Raw genomic sequence first — 18,108 nt, 5'->3', positions numbered from 1 at the left:
AACTTTATATTATTAGAAAACAACAACAGTAATGAACAAAATACCTAGTGTAGATTTAAGAGACTTTTTATCAGATAGTAAAGAACGAAAGCAAAAATTTATTAATGAAATAGGTCATGCATATGAAACTATTGGTTTTGTTGCTTTAAAAGGTCACTTTTTAGATAATGAGTTAGTAGATAACTTATATGCTGAAATTAAAAACTTTTTCGAATTACCTGTAGAAACAAAACAGCAATATGAGATTCCTGGTATTGGAGGTCAACGTGGTTATGTTTCTTTTGGAAAAGAAAGTGCAAAAGGAAAGAAAGAAGGTGATTTAAAAGAATTTTGGCATTTTGGTCAATATGTAGATGACAACCCAAAATTAGCTGATGAATACCCTGACAATGTAATTGTTGAAGAATTACCAAAATTTAATGAAGTTGGTAAGCAAACATATCAAATGTTAGAAAAAACAGCTAAATATGTACTTAGATCATTAGCATTATACTTAGACTTAGATGAAGAGTATTTTGATAAATATATACATAATGGGAATAGTATTTTAAGACCAATACACTATCCTCCAATTAAAGAAGAACCTAAGGGAGCTGTCAGAGCGGCTGCGCATGGAGACATTAATTTAATTACGTTATTAATGGGAGCGCATGGTAAAGGACTTCAGGTTCAAAATCATGATGGCGAGTGGATTGACGCAATTGCGGAACCAGATGAATTGATGATTAATGTTGGTGATATGTTATCTAGACATAGTAATAACAAATTAAAATCTACCATTCATAGAGTTGTAAATCCACCAAAAGAGTTGTGGGGTACTTCAAGATATTCTATCCCTTTCTTTATGCACCCTGTTTCTGAAATGAAATTAGATGTTTTAGAGAATTGTATTGATAGTGAAAATCCTAAACAATTTGATGATATTACTGCAGGTGAATTTTTAACTGAACGTTTACGTGAATTAGGTTTAATTAAATAAAACTAAAAAGCTAATGGATTTACAAGACCAATTAAAAAATCTTTTTCCTGAACATAAATTCGAAGAACCAAAAAAAGAGGAGAAACCAGATATCTGGTTACAAGATGAGCCTCTTTTATGTAAATACGAAAAGCGAAAAGGAAAGCCTATCACTATTATTGATGGCTATAATGGGGCTAGTAGCGATTTTAAAAAATTAGCAAAAGAAATTAAAACTTCATTATCTGTAGGCGGTAGTTTTAAAGATGAAAAAATTATCATTCAAGGAGACTATCGAGATCAAATAATGCAAATACTTAAAGACAAAGGTTTTAAAGTAAAAAGAGTTGGAGGTTAATTTAATATTAATAATTTAACTATTTTACTGTTAAAAAAATAAAAATAAAACCAATAAACATTAATAAAACCAAACAATACTTAAAAATAAGATACATTAACAACATATTTCACAAAGTATTGTTTTTTTTTATTAATATTGGTAAAAATTTTTTAAGCCCCTTTCGATGAGTTCTATTTTGCATATAACTAACGGAGATTCGACTACTCAACTTTTAAAGAGTCAAAAAATTAAAGGTGAAATTATCACTTGGCGAGAAATGCTTTGTGAAGGTAAAACCACAACGGATGTTGGAAGTGAAGACTTCTGGAAAACTCGTTTTGACTTTTTAAATACATCTTATAAGGTAACTAAAAAAACTTTTATTGATCTTACCTTAAAGGAGTACAGAAACTTATGTAAACAAAATCAAGACGAAATTGTACTATGGTTTGATTACGATTTATTTTGTCAAGTAAATCTAATTGCTGTAGTTAGTTGGTTAAAACGCTACAGAAAAGGACGAAAAATCACATTAGTCCAAAGTGGAAAAACAGATGAAAGTGAAAAATTAGTCGGTTTCTCAGAACTATCTTCAAAAGGTCTTAAAAATTTATACAGTAACAGAGCAACATTAACTAAAGATGACATTGAATATGCTGATTATATTTGGCAATTATACTGTTCAGACAGTCCTTTACGCTTAGAAACTGTTCATAAATTCAATCCTTCTTCTCCTTTCATTTACCTTCCAGATGCAATTAAAGCACATTTATTAAGATTTCCTTCAATAGAAAATGGTTTAAATGCCGTTGAAAATGAAATTATTGAAACTGTAGCCTCAAAAACATTTGACTCTAAAAATGAATTAATTAGAGAATTACTTAACAATCAAACTGTATACGGTTTTGGAGATGTGCAATATGCGAATAAGTTAAATGAACTTAAAAAATTATTCACATCATTCTCTCCAACAAAACTAAGTAAGAAAGGAAAACAAGTTTTAGAAAAGCAATTTAATTATTACAGAGAAATTCGTTCTGATTTTTCGTATCTTGGCGGAGCTAAAAAATATAGCTACTTGTATGTAAATACAAACGACAAGTTACTGAAATTAACATCTTAAATGACGATTAAAAACTCTGAACTTATTTTAAATGAAGATGGTAGTGTATATCATTTAAATTTAAAACCTGAACACATAGCCACTGATATCATTTTTGTTGGTGACCAATATCGTGTAGATAAAATAACTAAACATTTTGACTCTATAGAGTTTACAACTCAAAAAAGAGAATTTAAAACCACTACTGGTTTTTACAAAAACAAACGTATTACTGTAATGTCAACGGGAATTGGTCCAGATAATATAGACATTGTATTAAATGAATTGGATGCGTTAGTTAATATTGATTTAAAAACAAGAAAAGTAAAAGACACACATACCAAACTTAATATTACTAGAATTGGTACTTCTGGATCTTTACAAAGTGACATTCCAGTAGACAGTTTTTTACTAAGCTCACATGCTCTTGATTTAAATGGTATGTTACATTCATATCAAATTCAAGATATTTGTAACCCTGAAATTGAAGATGCTTTTGTAGCACATACTAATTGGTCTGAAAAAAAGTCATATCCAATAGTTATAGCTAATTCAAGTGAATTAGAACACAAATTATCATCTGATATTGTATACAAAGGAATGACAGCTACTGCTGGAGGTTTTTACGCACCGCAAGGGCGTGTATTAAGACTTCCTTTGCAAGATGCTGATATGAATGCTAAAATAGATAGCTTTTCTTTTAAGAATACTAGAATTACGAATTTAGAAATGGAAACCTCTGCAATATATGGTTTGGCAAAACTTTTAGGACACAATGCGTGTTCTATGAACGCTATTATTGCAAACAGAGCCAATGGTACTTTTAGCGAAAAACCAAAAGAAACAACTGAAAACTTAATCACCTATACTTTACATAAATTAGTGGAATAAATGTTGAATTTGAAAGTAGGTGGTGTACCAGAACATTTTAATTATCCTTGGTACATTACGTTAAAAAATAAAGAATACACCAAAGAGAATATCAATTTAAGATGGCAAGATTTCCCTGGCGGAACTGGCGCTATGTGTAAAGCCTTACGTGAAGGTGAAATTGATATTGCAATTGTATTAACTGAAGGAATTATTAAAGATATCATTAATGGAAATCCTTCTAAAATTATTCAAACTTTTGTAAAAAGCCCTTTAATTTGGGGAATACATGTTGGAGCTAAATCTAACTTTAAAAGTATTGACGATTTAGAAAATGCAACTGTTGCTATTAGTAGATACGGATCTGGATCTCACCTAATGGCTATCGTAAACGCATACAATAATGGTTGGGATATAGACAAATTAAAATTTAAAGTTGTTAAAAATCTTCAAGGAGGAATTGACGCGTTAACAAACGGAGACGCCGATTATTTTATGTGGGAACATTTTACAACAAAACCTTTAGTAGATAATGGAACATTTAGAAGATTAGGTGACTGCCCTACTCCTTGGCCTTGTTTTGTAGTAGCTATTAGAGATGAAGTTTTAGAGAAACATCCAGAAGAAGTTCAAAAAGTTTTAAGCATTATTAATAATTGTACTGAAGACTTTAAAGCAATTGATGATATTGACAAAACATTGTCTATTAGATACGAGCAACAACTAGAAGATATTAAAGAATGGTTATCAATTACAGAATGGAATGACGGTAAACCTATGACTGAGAATTTATTGACAGACATACAAAATAAAATGGTAGAACTTAACGTTATTAATCAGAAGATTGATTCTAGTAAATTAATTAAAATTTTGTAAATTTAGCATCTAAATTAAAAAGAACATGAAAAAAGTAGTATTTATTGCAATTTGTACAGTTGGTTTCTTAGGATTAACTTCTTGCGGAAGCACAGCTCCTTGTGGTTTAGCAAACAAAGAAACTAAGCAAACTCAACAATTACACCAACAAGAATTGGTTGTTGCTGATGCAACAGCTGAATAGTTGGTTGTTTTTTTATTCAAATTCAATAAATCCGCTTTTTAATTTAGGCGGATTTTTTTATGATGCTATGAAAGAAGATATTGTTTTTTACCAAAATAAAGCAACTAGAATCTCTATGGGAGTACTTTTTGGTATTCTATTTCTATTTTTCTTATGCTTATCTATATTTTTTATTGAAGGAACATACAGAGGGTTTGACAAACCTAATTCTTTACTTTTTTATTTATTTTTTTATAGTCTATTTTTAATTCCAACATTCTTTTTTGGCTTCGTATCATACAATTATTTAAAAAACAACAAAATAGAAGCTTGCTCGCTATCTAAAAGAAAACTCTCAATCTTTGAAGTTAGAAGACACCTTAGTAGAAGAAATGAATCCTTAGAAATTAGCACAATAAAATCTGTCACCACTAAGAAACTATTTTTTAATGATGTTGGTTTAATTATTAAACTAAAAAACGGAAGGATTCACCCTACTACTTTAAACATGCTTTTATCAAAAAAAGATAAAATTCGACTCTGTAAAGAAATCAATAAACGTATAAACCCTTAGTTTTAATTCTTCTTTTGAAGCATTGGCACAAATTTAAAATCACCCAGTTCGTGTTTTTCGAACTCTTTCAATGACTTACGAATTAATAAAGTCATAACTTGTGATTTGTCTCCAACAGGAATCAATAATTTTCCTCCTACTTTAATTTGCCCTAATAGTGCCTTAGGAATGAAAGGAGCACCAGCAGTAACAATTATTTTATCAAAAGGAGCTTCTTCAGGTAGTCCTTTATAACCGTCACCAAAAATAAAACGTTTAGGTCTATAGCCTATTCTAGGTAAAAACAAAGAAGTTTTCTTAAACAATTCATGTTGTCTTTCTATGGTAAAAACCTCAGCTTTTAACTCTAACAACACTGCTGTTTGATACCCAGAACCTGTGCCAATTTCTAACACTTTTTCACCTTCAACAATTTCAAGCACTTGCGATTGAAAAGCAACTGTATACGGATGAGAAATTGTTTGGTTAGCCGCTATTGGAAATGCTTTATTTTGATATGCATGATCTTCAAAACTACTGTCAATAAAAAGGTGTCTCGGAATTTTCCTTACTGCGTTTAGCACTTTTTCGTCTACAATTCCTTTACTCATTAAAACAGTAGCCAGTTGGTTTCTAAGTCCTTGATGTTTGGTAGTATCTCTCACTAATTTGATTTTTTGAAGATGATAAAAGTAGTAATTAATATAATAAAAAAATCTATAAAAGTGTATCTTTGTTAACAAGTACTATATAAAAATAGGCAATCAAATATAACTTACATTTATGCTAAAAGCTGGAGTATTGGGTGCTGGGCACTTAGGAAAAATTCACCTTCGTTTATTACAAGAATCTGAAAAATATGAATTGGTAGGATTTTATGATCCTAATAAGGAAAATTCCGAAAAAGTTTCTTTAGAATTCGGGTACCATTTATTTGACTCTATAGAGAGTTTAATAGATGCTGTAGATGTAGTAGACATAGTTACTCCTACCCTATCTCACTTTGACTGTGCTAAACAAGCTATAGAAAAAGGGAAGCATATCTTTATAGAAAAGCCAATTACAAATACAATACAAGAGGCTGAAGCTATTAAAACATTAGCCAGTCAAAACCATGTGAGAGGTCAGGTTGGTCATGTAGAACGTTTCAATCCTGCTTTTATTGCTGTTAAAGATATTATTGATACACCAATGTTTATAGAAACGCATCGTTTAGCTGAATTTAACCCTAGAGGAACAGATGTACCAGTAGTGTTAGACTTAATGATTCACGATATTGATATTATTTTATCTGTTGTAAAATCAAAAGTTAAAAATATTTCAGCAAGTGGTGTATCTGTAATCTCTGAAACTCCAGATATTGCTAATGCACGAATAGAGTTTGAAAACGGATGTGTTGCCAATTTAACGTCTAGTAGAATTTCAATGAAAAATATGCGTAAAACACGTTTTTTTCAGAAAGATGCCTATATTTCTGTTGATTTTCTAGAGAAAAAATCAGAAGTAGTAAAAATGAAAGATGCTCCAGAAATACCAGATGATTTTGCGATGATTTTGCAAAATGCAGAAGGTATTAAAAAGCAAATCTACTTTGAAAATCCAAAAATACACCAAAACAATGCAATTTTAGATGAATTAGATTCTTTTGCAGATGCAATTCACAACAACATAACTCCAGTTGTTTCTTTAACACAAGGAACTGAGGCTTTACGCGTTGCTCATCAAATAATTGATTGTTTTTCTAAATAAACATAACTATAAACTTACTTTTTACATGAAAAATATTGCAGTAATTGGTGCTGGTACTATGGGAAATGGTATTGCCCATACTTTTGCACAATTTGGTTACAATGTTCAACTAATTGATATTTCTCAAGAAGCTATTGATAGAGGTTTAGCAACTATTTCTAAAAATTTAGATAGAATGGTAGCTAAAGAAAAAATAACTACTCAGGACAAAGAAAATACGCTAGCTAATATTACTTCTTTTACGTCTATTAAAGAAGGAGTTCAACAATCAGAACTAGTGGTAGAAGCTGCAACTGAGAATATTGACTTAAAACTTAAAATTTTTAAAGAATTAGATGAAGTTTGTAACGAAAATACTGTTCTTGCAACGAACACTTCTTCTATTTCAATTACTCAAATAGCAGCAGTAACATCTAGACCTGATAAAGTAATTGGTATGCACTTCATGAATCCTGTACCGATTATGAAACTCGTTGAAATCATTCGTGGTTACAACACTTCTGATGAAGTAAATAACGCTATTGTTTCTTTAACTGAGAAAATCAATAAAGTTCCTGTAGAAGTTAATGACTATCCTGGATTTGTTGCTAATAGAATTTTAATGCCTATGATAAACGAATCTATTGAAACTTTATACAATGGTGTTGCTGGTGTTAAAGAAATAGATACTGTAATGAAATTAGGTATGGCTCATCCAATGGGACCTTTACAGCTAGCTGATTTTATTGGATTAGATGTATGTTTATCTATTTTAAATGTAATGTATGAAGGATTTAAAAACCCTAAATACGCACCATGTCCTTTACTAGTAAACATGGTTACTGCTGGTAAATTAGGCGTAAAATCTGGTGAAGGTTTCTACGATTATGCTGAAAGTAGAAAAGCTGAAAAAGTAGCTAAAATGTTTAGCTAAACTTCATAAAAACAAAAAGGAACTTTTAAAAAAGTTCCTTTTTTACTCTCTCTAGGGATTATAATTTGTTTTATTACTGTTTTTTAAGTAATAAAGGGCTTTGATAAGATTCGGGGTAATTTCCTCTTTTGTGAAAAGGAACGACATTTACCTATTTTTAAATAGGATTTTTTTTTGATTCTTAATTATAATTTTAGATTGCTTAATATTAAATTTACTCTGGCTACGTTTAAGAATATTACTTGTTAACTACTAATAAACGTAATATCCGTTATAAAATTATCATATATTAACAATTAAGAATAGTTTTTTTAGATAACTTGATATTTATATTCGATAAACGGTATATATTTCTCGTTGAATCTAAAAAAACTATTTTTACATTTATCTATACTATATTATCTGATAATGAACTTACCTTTAAACTCATCTTCTTTATTTCCTATTCTGTAGAAGTAAATTCCTGATGATAAAGTTCCTCTATCGAAGTTGATAGTATTCTTACCTTGACTGGCATTAATCTTTTGGCTATATACTGTGTTTGATAATAAATCGTACACTTCAAAATCAACCTCTTGCGTAAACTTAGATTCGAAATTAAAAGTAGCTTTTCTTTGAATTGGATTAGGAACAATTGTTACTCCACTCTCGTTTTGAGTTTCATCTTCAACACCTGCTGTAGCTCCTTTCATAAAAGACACTCCATCAATTTCTATTTTATTATTAGTACTACTCTTGTCTGCTGACGTTAAAGCCGTAAAGAATAACATTTTCACATCGTTTAACTCTATTTCAGTTGACGAACCATTAGTGAAATCATCTTTGCTAATAGTATATGCTTTCCCTGTTTCAGATAAAGTAATCGTAGCTGTAGGTTGGTTTTCCCAAGAAGAGATACTCTCTTTAACTAATGTTACTTTTAATTGACCTGTTCCTTTAGCATTGAAAGCAAATGAACTGTAGTCAGATAAATCTACTTTTTCAAACTTAGGTGTTAATGATCTGTAAATTGAAACATCTTGATTGTTATCTGTTGAGAAAGAGATGTTACGTTCTACAGCATACATATCTTCTGTTGATGAAATATCGTTTTGAGTTACTTCAAAATTATTTACATATGGCTCTGAACTATAGTCAACTCCCCAAGTACCATCCGAGATAAATAAATCGTCTGGTGTAGTGTTAATGCTGTTATTTATTCTGAAACCGAAGTCGTATAATTTACCAGTCTCAACAGTTACCTCGTTTAGGTAGTTAGGGATATCAATATCGTATGTTATTTTTTCACTTTCACTTGTTTCTGTTGGTCTCATATAACCTTCTAAGAAAACACTTGTAGGCTTTGATGAATTTACAATTGTTAAGTTCATTTTACCATCGTTGTAACTAGCTTTCTTTACATATATAGCAGGTGCCTCAGAATTCTTGTATTCAGTAATTTCTTTTTGTACTGCTGCTAAGCCTAATACTTCTTTTCCTATTGAATATAAATCATCTATTGAGCTAGCCCAGATTTGGAAGTTATAAAAAGTTCCTTCTGAATATTTATCTAAATTCCAGTGAGATTCTACTATGAATGAACTATCGTCATCTGTAGGTCTAACAGAAAAACTTAATACAAACTCTAATGCTCCATCAGGATGTTTTACTACTGACTTGATAAAGAAAGCGTCATTGATTTCTACATCAGATACTGATAAGATTTCTGCTCCTGAAAAACGATCACAAATATGTTTTGTATGTTCATATACTTTTCCTTCAGTTTTTAATGCTAATAAAGTACCTCTATTATCTCCATTCTGTAAATAATCTACCGAAACTACATCTACTGCGTTTGTAATATCTTTTAAATCTTCTGGAGTACTTTCAATTACTTCAGCATTTAAAATATCTACTGGAATAAAATCCCATAATGTAATGTTTCCGAATGATTTTTGCTGGAACATTCTATCGGTTGGTACTCTCTTCGCTAAAGCTTTATCAAACTTGTGGTTTGTACGTATTCTGTTAATGTTTCTTTTGCTGATTTGTTGAGATAATCTATTGTTACTTTCTAAACCTCCGTCATTACCACTAGAAGTTGATCTTAATGTTGGACAAGCAGCAACCCCTGAACATGAAGGATCATCACAATCAACTAATCCATCTCCATCATCATCTACACCATTTGTACAGTCTTCTTGTGGTACTGGAGCTGTAGGACATCTTGCTCCATCATTACTACTACTTGATGGTCCATATGCAAATAAGTTAGAAGTCATGCTTCCTCCAGGTGTAATATTTTGAACTCCGTATACTATATATACTGTTCCTGTTTGATTTGCTGAAATGTAAAAGTTACCATCTACATCAAAATAAACTGCTCCATAAGTATAAGATAATCCTGCTAAAATAGGAACCTCTCCCAAAGCCGTTACATTTCCTGTACTTGAATCTATTCTAAAAAGAACGTTAGAATGCTTTTCAACGGTGTATAACATTCCATCTGCAGCATTAAATGCCCAGTCATGGTTAGTTATTGCTTGTGAAAGTGTTCTTGATCCTATATTTGTTAAGTAATTAGGTGAGTCTGGATCTAAATCTATCATATAAAATGATGAACTACCATTTTTTAAATGATAGATACCGTTTGGATCGACATCTCCTACATATGAAAAAGGTGCATTTGCTATAGTGTAAGTTGTAACTTCATAATTGTTACCAACTCTTATGATTGTATTAGAAGGTGATTTTAACGATCCCCAGATATAACCGTCTTTGTTATTATATCCAACACCATTGATGTTTGCTGGATCTAAGTCTATTCCGTCTAAACTTGCACTACCTGATGCTAAGTTTTGAGCATATACATCATTCCTTTGGAATAAATATGCTTTTGTTTGACAATTGAAAGGTTCTTGTGCAAAAACGCTTGCTGTGATAATTAATAAAACAAATGTTAAAAAAGATTTTTTTATACCAGTGTAGATATGTTTCATAATAATTGATTTTGGGGTTCAACATTAACAGCTACAAATATAAACCTCTTTATCAGTTAATTACACAGGAAAAAGCCCGTTATATCTTGCAAAACGGTAAAATATAAGTTAATAACGACGAACTACTTAAGCACAAAAAAAGAAGCTCAAAATGAGCTTCTTTTCAATATTAACGTATGTTAATTACCATTAATCTTCATCTTTCTTCTTTTCGTCTTTAGAAGCCTTGTTCCAAATCTTGATTTCATCGTCTTTAGTAACCCCTGAAATGATTTCAATATTCACTCCATCAGAAATTCCTAACTCTAGTTCTTTCTTCTCAAACTTACCTTCACCTGTCTTAACTTCTACATAAGGCTTTTCTGTTTTCTTATTAAAACGTAATAATGCTTCTTTAATAGCCAATATACTATCTTTCTCTTCTAATACTATATCTGCGTTTGCTGAATAACCAGCTCTAATAAAATAGTTTTTATCTAAAGTTACATCAGCTTTTATTTTAAATTGAACAGCTCCTCCTTCTTCTGTACCTTTTGGTGCTATGAAGTTTAATTTTGCAGGAAACTTTTTATTCTCAATAGCTCCTAAAGAAACCTGTAATTCTGTTCCTTTTATTAATTTACCTACTTCAGACTCGTCTACTTTTCCTTCAAAAATCATTTTACTCATATCTGCAATAGTAGCAATTGTAGTTCCATCGTTAAAACTATTACTTTGAATTACTTGAGCTCCTTTTTTAATAGGAATTTCTACAATCATACCTGAAGAAGTTGCTCTAATATTAGTATTTGCAGCACTACCTAAACCAGCAGTCGTTCCTCTTTTTACAATATCCATGTTTGATCTAGCATTAGATAAACGTTGATTCGCATTGTTGTAATTCAATTCAGAATTTTCAAACTCTTGCCTTGCAATTACACCTTTCTCAAATAAACTCTTATTACGCTCAAACTGAACTTTAGCATTATCAAATGCTAACTTTGCATTTTTTATTTCATTATTAGCTGAATTTAATGCTTCTACATTAGGTACAACTCTAACAGTTGCTATTAAATCACCCGCTTTTACTATTTGCCCTTCTTCTGCTACAACTTTATCTACAATACCCGCTATTTGAGGCTTAATTTGAACTTCTTCTAAAGGGATTACCTTACCAGTAGCTACCGTTTTCTTTACAATTGTTGTTTTAAAAGGTGTTTCAGTTTCAAATTCAACAATATTCTTTTTATTCTTTTTCGCGAGCCAAACTAATACTGCGGCGAATAATAATAGTACTATAATTAATATAACTTTTGCTCTTTTACTCATTGTTTTTGTTTATAAGTCTGATTATGTTTTTGTTTATTCTTCTCTTAATGCTTCAATTGGTTTTACTAATGTTGCCATATAAGCTGGTATTAGTCCAATTGCGGTTCCTAAAATAATTAGAATAGTAAATGCTATTAAAATAATAGGAATGTTTACTGTAGGATTTAAAAGTGTTGGATCTGGTCCTGAACCTATGGTAGAATCCATTATATACAACACAAAACCACCGAATACTATTCCTAGCATTCCTGCTATGGTTGTTAAAAAAATAGATTCTAAAATTACCTGTTGCCTTATTTCTCTTGGTGTTGCTCCTAAAGCTCTTCTAATTCCAATTTCTTTGGTGCGTTCTTTTACCGTTATTAATAAAATATTACCAATTGCAAAAACTCCTGCTATTAAGGTTGCAATACCTACAAACCAAGTTAAAAATTGCATTCCTGTTAAAAAACCCGTAAACCTACCTATTTGTTTTGCTAGATTAACTCCTCCAATTGCTTTGCTATCTTTTGGATGAACTTTATGAAGGTTTTTCAATGTTAATTGTAAATCTTTTTCAAATTGACTGATATCTACTCCTTGAAAAACAGTTACCAACATCCAATCTATACTATTTCCTCTATTATAAACTTGCTGAAAAGTAGTAAAAGGAATGTAGGCTGCTTCTCCATCAAAATCAATTGCTCCTGATTTATAAACTCCAACAACTTTATAGTTTACATTGTTTATAATTACATACTGATTTACAGGATTTTCATCTTTCTCAAATAATTGCTTACAAATTTCTTCTTCAATTACCACTACTTTCGATCTATTTTTGATGTCATTCTTGTTTAAAAAACGTCCATAAATCAAATTCTTTTTTTGCACTTTATCTAACACAGGGTAATCTCCACTTATTTGAAAATCTCCATATTTAAAGCCATTTAATATTTGGCTAGATGTTTGACATCTTGGTGCTATGTATTGTAACTGATCTTTAAATTCTTCTTTTAAAATCTCAATATCTCTAGATTTTAACTGGATTCTTCTTCCTTTTTGAAATCCTTTGAATGGAGTATCTGTTCTCTCTGTCCAAACTGCTAAACTATTTGTAGCAAAGTCACCAAAAAGAGTTTTAAAATTATTCTCCATCCCCCTTGCTGCACCTAAAAGAACTACTAATAAAAAGATTCCCCAAAGTACCCCTATGATGGTAATTATTGTTCTGACCTTATTTTTACGAATACCTCCGTAAATTTCTTGCCACGTATCTGAATCAAATATAAATTTAAACATAACTAGTCTGCTCTTAATGCTACAATAGGTTTAATTTGAGCCGCTTTTTTTGCTGGTAAATATCCTGCTAATAAACCGGCTAATACTAAGGTAATTGTTGCTCCAATTACCAATCCTGAACTTACACTTGGATTGTAAATAAAATAGTCTTCTAAACTATCACCTATTTGATTTAGAATAAAAGTTCCTGCTAACAACCCTAAATAACCAGCTAAACCAGTAATTAAGAGTGATTCTTTTACAACCATACGAATAATCGCTACTGGTTTCGCTCCTAAAGCTTTACGAATACCAAACTCTTTAGTTCTTTCTTTAATAGAGAAAATCATAATGTTACTAATTCCAATAATTCCAGCTATTAATGTTCCTGATCCGACAAAAATTACAATAAAGAATAATGCTGTCGTTAATTGACCAATACCTTTGTTTGCTTCTGCTCTATTTCTTATGGATAATGCATTTTGATCATCAGGATGAATATCTAACTTTTGCCTCAATTCTCTTTCCAATCTGTTTCCAAAGGCTACTGCTTTATCAATAGTTAATCTTGGATTATACCCAATTAATATATTATCTAAATAATCATTGTTTCCGTACAACTGTTGGGCAGTTGTAATGGGCATGTATACCAAACGCTCCTCTCTATCTCCTCCTTCATCAGAAAACACTCCTACAATTTTGTATGATATATCGTTTACATTTACATATTTACCCAAAGCTGGTCGTTCTCCAAACAAATCTTTTTTTACCAAACGCCCTATTACAATTACTTTATTCTTCTGATTTAAATCTAACTGATTGATAAACCTACCATCATCAATAATGGTTTTCTCTAAGTATCTATGATCAGGGTGAACCGCTCTTATATTGTAATTGTCTTGTTTTGTTTTATACGTTAATCGAGCATTTAAATATTTTCTAGCAGAAATATGCTGAATTTTATCTGAATGCTTCTTTATGATATAATCAAAATGAGCATCTTTTAACTGAATTTTTCTACCAGATTGTAACCCTTTATATGGTTTTGTAGTTCTCCAAGTACGAACAAACATTGAGTTATCAGCATCATCTACAAAAGCCTGCGTAAAAAAGTTTTGCAATCCGTTTACAATTCCAAAAAGTAAGGTGAATAATAAAATAGCAAAAGCAACTGTAAATCCTGAAAGAATAGATCGTAACTTGTTTTTGTTTATACTCTGAAATATTTCTCGCCAAGCATCTATATCAAACATATTGTTTTGTTTTTGCTTTACCAGATTCAGTTAGTTCATCGCTTATTATTACACCATCCTTCAATCTTACTACTCTATCAGTTTGTTCTGCCACCTCTTCTTCGTGTGTAATAACAAAAACTGTCATTCCTTCATCATTAATTCCTTTTAACAAATCCATTACAGAATCTGTAGTTGTAGAATCTAATGCTCCTGTAGGCTCATCTGCCAAAATTACTTTAGGTTTTGTGGCTAAAGCTCTTGCAATTGCAACACGCTGCTTTTGCCCTCCTGATAATTCGTTTGGTAAATGATTTGCCCAAGGACCTAATTCTACTTTTTCTAAATATTCTTTTGCTATTTTAAGACGTTCTTTTCTTCCAATACCTTTGTAATACAATGGTAATGCAACGTTTTCTGCAGCTGTCTTATATGAAATCAAATTAAATGATTGAAAAACAAACCCTAAAAACTTGTTACGAAGTATCGCTGCTTTTTTCTCATTTAAATTATCAATTAGCTGTCCATTTAAGTAATAATTACCTTGATCATGAACATCTAGCAACCCTACAATATTTAGTAATGTGGATTTTCCTGAACCAGAAGATCCCATAATAGAAACAAATTCTCCTTCTTTGATATGTAAATCAAGTCCTTTTAAAACATGAAGTGAATCGTCTCCCATTGGGTATGATTTGTGTAGCCCTTCAATTTTTATCATAGTGTTTAGTTAATTTTTATACTAAGATAAGTATATCTTGTTAAGATTTAACATACTTACACTCACTAGACGCACATTTTAAATTTATGTTACAAAAACTTATTGTAATTTTGCATAAATATTTTTTAATAAAATGTTTATGGGGGAAATTTACGGAGGTAAAAAGATAATTCTGTTTGACGGAGTTTGTAATTTTTGCAATGCAACAATTAATAAACTAATCAAACTGGATAAAAAGGATATGTTTTTATTCTGCTCTTTACAATCAGATACTGGAAAAAAAATAGTTTCTGATTTAAAGATTGATACCTCTAAAATAGATTCTATTATTTTATTTGAGCCAGGTTTGGCTTATTACATAAAGTCCACAGCTGCTTTAGAAGTAATTAATTCTTTAGGTGGTTTTTGGTCATTATTAAATGTGTTTTATATTTTCCCTTCAAACATTAGAGATATTTTATATGATTTTATCGCTAAAAACCGATATAAGTGGTTTGGTAAATCAACACAATGTATGATACCAACACCAGAATTAAAATCTAAATTTTTAATGTAGCATGAAACAAAACATTAAGTGTGTTATTTTTGATATGGATGGAGTTATTATTGACTCTGAACAATTACATAAAAAAGCTTACTTTGAAACATTTGAATCTTTAGGAGTTGATGTTTCTGAAGATTTATATAGTTCTTTAACTGGTTCTTCTACCCTAAATGCTTTTCAAAAGTTAGTTTCTCACTTTAATTTAAACCAAAATCCTGAAGATTTAGTTTTAGATAAAAGACGTCGTTATGTGAACTTTTTTGAAAACGATCCTAATTTAAAATTGATCAACGGTGTGGAAGATATCATTCGATATTTTTATGAGAAAGGTTACACCTTAATCTTAGCATCTTCTTCAGCTATGGTAAATATCAATAGAGTTTTTAATCGTTTTAACCTTCATCAATACTTTAAAGCTAAAATTAGTGGTGCAGATTTAAAAGCTTCTAAACCTCATCCTGAAATCTTTGAAAAAGCTGCCGATTTAGGAGAGGCTAATAGAGATGAATGTATTGTTATTGAAGATTCTGATAACGGAATTAAAGCTGCAAATGACGCTAATATTTTTGTTGTTGGTTATAACAATCCACTAGTAACAAACCAAACATTAAAGAATGCCGACATGGTGATTTCTGACTACGTTGAATTAAAAGCACATCTTTAAAAAACTATTATGAAATTTTCTTCATATTTCACTTTACTTATTGCCCTTTTAGGAATTGGTTTCTTTATAAAAATAAACCATATAAAATCGCAAAAAACAAATTCAAAAATAGCTGAAAGAAAAGCTATTGCTACGAAAGCTCGTCAAACTATTGATTCTATTCAGCAAGATTCACAAACTGAAATTGAGACTATGGACTTGATTATTGAACTTGCCGACAATCACGATCAACATAAAAAGGTAGGAACAAAGCTTTCTGATCAGAAAATACACGAAATTGAAAACAAAATTGGACTTAGTTTACCTGATTCTTATAAAATGTTTTTGAAATACTTTGGTGATGGTACTGAACAAATTTATAACGATCCTGAAAAATCTATAGGAAAAATTACACGTTCATACTGGTTAACTGAGTATAAAAAAGATATCGGTGATAAAATAGAAACTACGGGTAAAATTTACATTGATTCTAGTTCTTTACTTTGTTTACCTACAGAAAATTCTAAAGATGGTACATGGTGTTTAATTACTTCTAAAGAAGAAGATGAATGGTCTTTAGCTTATTACAATCATAACGATCAAAAACTCCATCATAAAGTACCAAACTTTACTGAGTGGTTAAAAATGGTAGTTAGCGATAGACTAAAAACATCTGATAGCTAGAATTAACTACTCAAAACACATTTTACAGCCTTTATTTAAGATTATCTAAAATAAAGTTGATCGTTTCATTAGTATTTTTATTTGAGTCAAAAGATTCTGTTATAAATTTAGGTTTACTCGCCAAGTTATTCTCTATTAAATATGCTATATCGTCTTTAAAATCGAGAGTTACTTTTCCTGTTAACAGTAAACTTAAATCTTGTTTCTTTTTATATTCTGTGTAAATTTTCTTTAACCCAGTTAAATACAGATAATCTTTGGTAAACCCGCCTCCTCTGTAAGCTCTTACAGTAATATAAAAAGCATCTTCTCTATTTAAATCGTAAGTATTATGTAGTAATCTAAAAGTTTTTGAAAAGGAGTACCCTTTAGCTAAACCATTTACTGCCAATACACGGTATGCTAATTCTTTTAATCGCTTAATTGTTAAATTACCCGACATATACTCGCTAAATACAGCTAAACCTTCCTGAGTTTCTTCATTATCTGGAAAACCGTGAGAAAATATTTTTAGTGGATGACATAAACCATTCATGGTAGTCACTATATGTACTCCAATTTCATGATTTGTTAAAACTGCCATTTGATTTTCTGAGTATGTGTAATTTTCATTAACTACCAAGGTTTGTGTGCTATTTAATACCATGGCAATAGCACTCATTTTATCTGATTTTTTTACGTTAAAATCAAAGTCATACTTTTTTCCATACTCTTTAAAAATAGCTACAGCTTCATCTGAATTATATTTAGGTAAAAACACTTCACTGCTCTCATCATCATCTTCAAAATGAAGAATAAACTTTGCATTTTCAACATCTGCCTCAGTAGGTGAACCAAACGATCGTAAACTGTTGTAATAAAACTTTTTCCCTTCTCCTATTGTTTCTATACACTGAATTAAACCTGAATAAAAGTAAATAATCTCTTCGTATAAATTTCTAATCCTCTCGTCTTCTATTTTTTCTAAAGGAAGTGCAAAAAACTCACTATGCAACTTAAATTTATCAAAATCTCGTTCCGGATATTTAAATACAGGATCCGTTAAGTATTTAGAAGCAAAAAACTTACTCTTTTCTTCTTCTGTGTTAATTGGGTTTACATATCTGAGAAGTTCTATTTTTTTTACTAACTCATCTATGCGATTATCTATTTTTAATAAATTTTCAACTTCCATCTTTAATACAAAACTTTTAGGCATTAAATGCTATCACAAGCCT

Annotated in this window: 19 protein-coding genes; 12 read left to right on the top strand and 7 right to left on the bottom strand. The window is 30.5% G+C overall.

The genetic code is table 11. The features are described from left to right. The first annotated feature begins 31 nt into the window (after positions 1-31). The 7 genes from EYW44_RS07665 (at position 32) to EYW44_RS07640 (ending at position 4,883) form a co-directional block, all read left to right on the top strand. Positions 32-979, top strand: a complete 948-nt coding sequence (locus EYW44_RS07665; RefSeq protein WP_132723079.1) for an isopenicillin N synthase family dioxygenase — start codon at positions 32-34, stop codon at positions 977-979. Positions 980-992: 13 nt separating this feature from the next. After that, positions 993-1,316, top strand: coding sequence for a translation initiation factor (locus tag EYW44_RS07660; protein ID WP_132723078.1), 324 nt, complete (start codon positions 993-995; stop codon positions 1,314-1,316). A 166-nt stretch (positions 1,317-1,482) separates the two neighbouring features. After that, a complete protein-coding gene (locus EYW44_RS07655; protein WP_132723077.1) occupies positions 1,483-2,421 on the top strand; it encodes a DUF1835 domain-containing protein in 939 nt (312 codons plus the stop codon). Further along, positions 2,422-3,291 carry a nucleoside phosphorylase gene (locus EYW44_RS07650; protein ID WP_132723076.1) on the top strand — a complete coding sequence of 290 codons (870 nt, stop codon included), beginning with the start codon at positions 2,422-2,424 and terminating at the stop codon, positions 3,289-3,291. Next, positions 3,292-4,146, top strand: coding sequence for a substrate-binding domain-containing protein (locus tag EYW44_RS07645; protein WP_132723075.1), 855 nt, complete (start codon positions 3,292-3,294; stop codon positions 4,144-4,146). It abuts the gene before it with no gap. Between the two features lie 25 nt (positions 4,147-4,171). Then, positions 4,172-4,330: a hypothetical protein gene (locus EYW44_RS22150; RefSeq protein WP_165872180.1), complete on the top strand. Its 159-nt coding sequence runs from the start codon at positions 4,172-4,174 to the stop codon at positions 4,328-4,330. Next, complete coding sequence (locus tag EYW44_RS07640; protein ID WP_132723074.1) at positions 4,314-4,883, top strand: hypothetical protein; 570 nt, start codon at positions 4,314-4,316, stop codon at positions 4,881-4,883. Before EYW44_RS22150 ends, EYW44_RS07640 begins: the two co-directional genes overlap by 17 nt. 2 nt (positions 4,884-4,885) lie before the next feature. Here the strand turns inward: EYW44_RS07640 and EYW44_RS07635 are convergent, their stop codons facing one another. Next, positions 4,886-5,527: a protein-L-isoaspartate(D-aspartate) O-methyltransferase gene (locus EYW44_RS07635; protein ID WP_132723073.1), complete on the bottom strand. Its 642-nt coding sequence runs from the start codon at positions 5,525-5,527 to the stop codon at positions 4,886-4,888. A 118-nt stretch (positions 5,528-5,645) separates the two neighbouring features. On the opposite strand from EYW44_RS07635, the gene EYW44_RS07630 reads away from it, so the two are divergent. Further along, on the top strand, positions 5,646-6,611 hold the full coding sequence (locus tag EYW44_RS07630; protein ID WP_132723072.1) for a Gfo/Idh/MocA family protein: 966 nt from the start codon (positions 5,646-5,648) through the stop codon (positions 6,609-6,611). A 25-nt stretch (positions 6,612-6,636) separates the two neighbouring features. Next, positions 6,637-7,524, top strand: a complete 888-nt coding sequence (locus tag EYW44_RS07625) for a 3-hydroxybutyryl-CoA dehydrogenase (protein WP_132723071.1) — start codon at positions 6,637-6,639, stop codon at positions 7,522-7,524. A gap of 398 nt (positions 7,525-7,922) precedes the next feature. Here the strand turns inward: EYW44_RS07625 and EYW44_RS07620 are convergent, their stop codons facing one another. From EYW44_RS07620 to EYW44_RS07600, 5 genes are all read right to left on the bottom strand, one after another. Next, positions 7,923-10,502: a DUF6923 family protein gene (locus EYW44_RS07620; protein WP_132723070.1), complete on the bottom strand. Its 2,580-nt coding sequence runs from the start codon at positions 10,500-10,502 to the stop codon at positions 7,923-7,925. Between the two features lie 189 nt (positions 10,503-10,691). Then, positions 10,692-11,810, bottom strand: a complete 1,119-nt coding sequence (locus tag EYW44_RS07615) for an efflux RND transporter periplasmic adaptor subunit (RefSeq protein WP_132723069.1) — start codon at positions 11,808-11,810, stop codon at positions 10,692-10,694. Positions 11,811-11,843: 33 nt separating this feature from the next. Next, a complete protein-coding gene (locus tag EYW44_RS07610) occupies positions 11,844-13,088 on the bottom strand; it encodes an ABC transporter permease (RefSeq protein ID WP_132723068.1) in 1,245 nt (414 codons plus the stop codon). Between the two features lie 2 nt (positions 13,089-13,090). Next, complete coding sequence (locus EYW44_RS07605; protein WP_132723067.1) at positions 13,091-14,320, bottom strand: ABC transporter permease; 1,230 nt, start codon at positions 14,318-14,320, stop codon at positions 13,091-13,093. After that, positions 14,313-15,020 carry an ABC transporter ATP-binding protein gene (locus tag EYW44_RS07600; protein WP_132723066.1) on the bottom strand — a complete coding sequence of 236 codons (708 nt, stop codon included), beginning with the start codon at positions 15,018-15,020 and terminating at the stop codon, positions 14,313-14,315. Before EYW44_RS07600 ends, EYW44_RS07605 begins: the two co-directional genes overlap by 8 nt. Before the next feature lie 139 nt (positions 15,021-15,159). On the opposite strand from EYW44_RS07600, the gene EYW44_RS07595 reads away from it, so the two are divergent. Genes EYW44_RS07595 through EYW44_RS07585 form a run of 3 tightly spaced genes read left to right on the top strand, consistent with a single transcriptional unit; the run spans position 15,160 to position 16,891 of the window. Further along, a complete protein-coding gene (locus EYW44_RS07595; RefSeq protein ID WP_132723065.1) occupies positions 15,160-15,576 on the top strand; it encodes a thiol-disulfide oxidoreductase DCC family protein in 417 nt (138 codons plus the stop codon). 1 nt (position 15,577) lies between these two features. Then, the gene (locus tag EYW44_RS07590; protein WP_132723064.1) at positions 15,578-16,228 is read left to right on the top strand and encodes an HAD family hydrolase; all 651 of its coding nucleotides are present in this window, start codon (positions 15,578-15,580) and stop codon (positions 16,226-16,228) included. A gap of 9 nt (positions 16,229-16,237) precedes the next feature. Then, the gene (locus EYW44_RS07585) at positions 16,238-16,891 is read left to right on the top strand and encodes an SMI1/KNR4 family protein (protein WP_132723063.1); all 654 of its coding nucleotides are present in this window, start codon (positions 16,238-16,240) and stop codon (positions 16,889-16,891) included. A gap of 31 nt (positions 16,892-16,922) precedes the next feature. Here the strand turns inward: EYW44_RS07585 and EYW44_RS07580 are convergent, their stop codons facing one another. Beyond that, positions 16,923-18,065: a flavohemoglobin expression-modulating QEGLA motif protein gene (locus EYW44_RS07580; protein ID WP_243643621.1), complete on the bottom strand. Its 1,143-nt coding sequence runs from the start codon at positions 18,063-18,065 to the stop codon at positions 16,923-16,925. Between the last annotated feature and the right edge of the window lie 43 nt (positions 18,066-18,108).

This window comes from Tenacibaculum sp. M341, from assembly GCF_004337695.1.
Taxonomy (GTDB): Bacteria; Bacteroidota; Bacteroidia; order Flavobacteriales; family Flavobacteriaceae; genus Polaribacter.
This window is presented reverse-complemented; position numbering and strand designations above follow the sequence as displayed.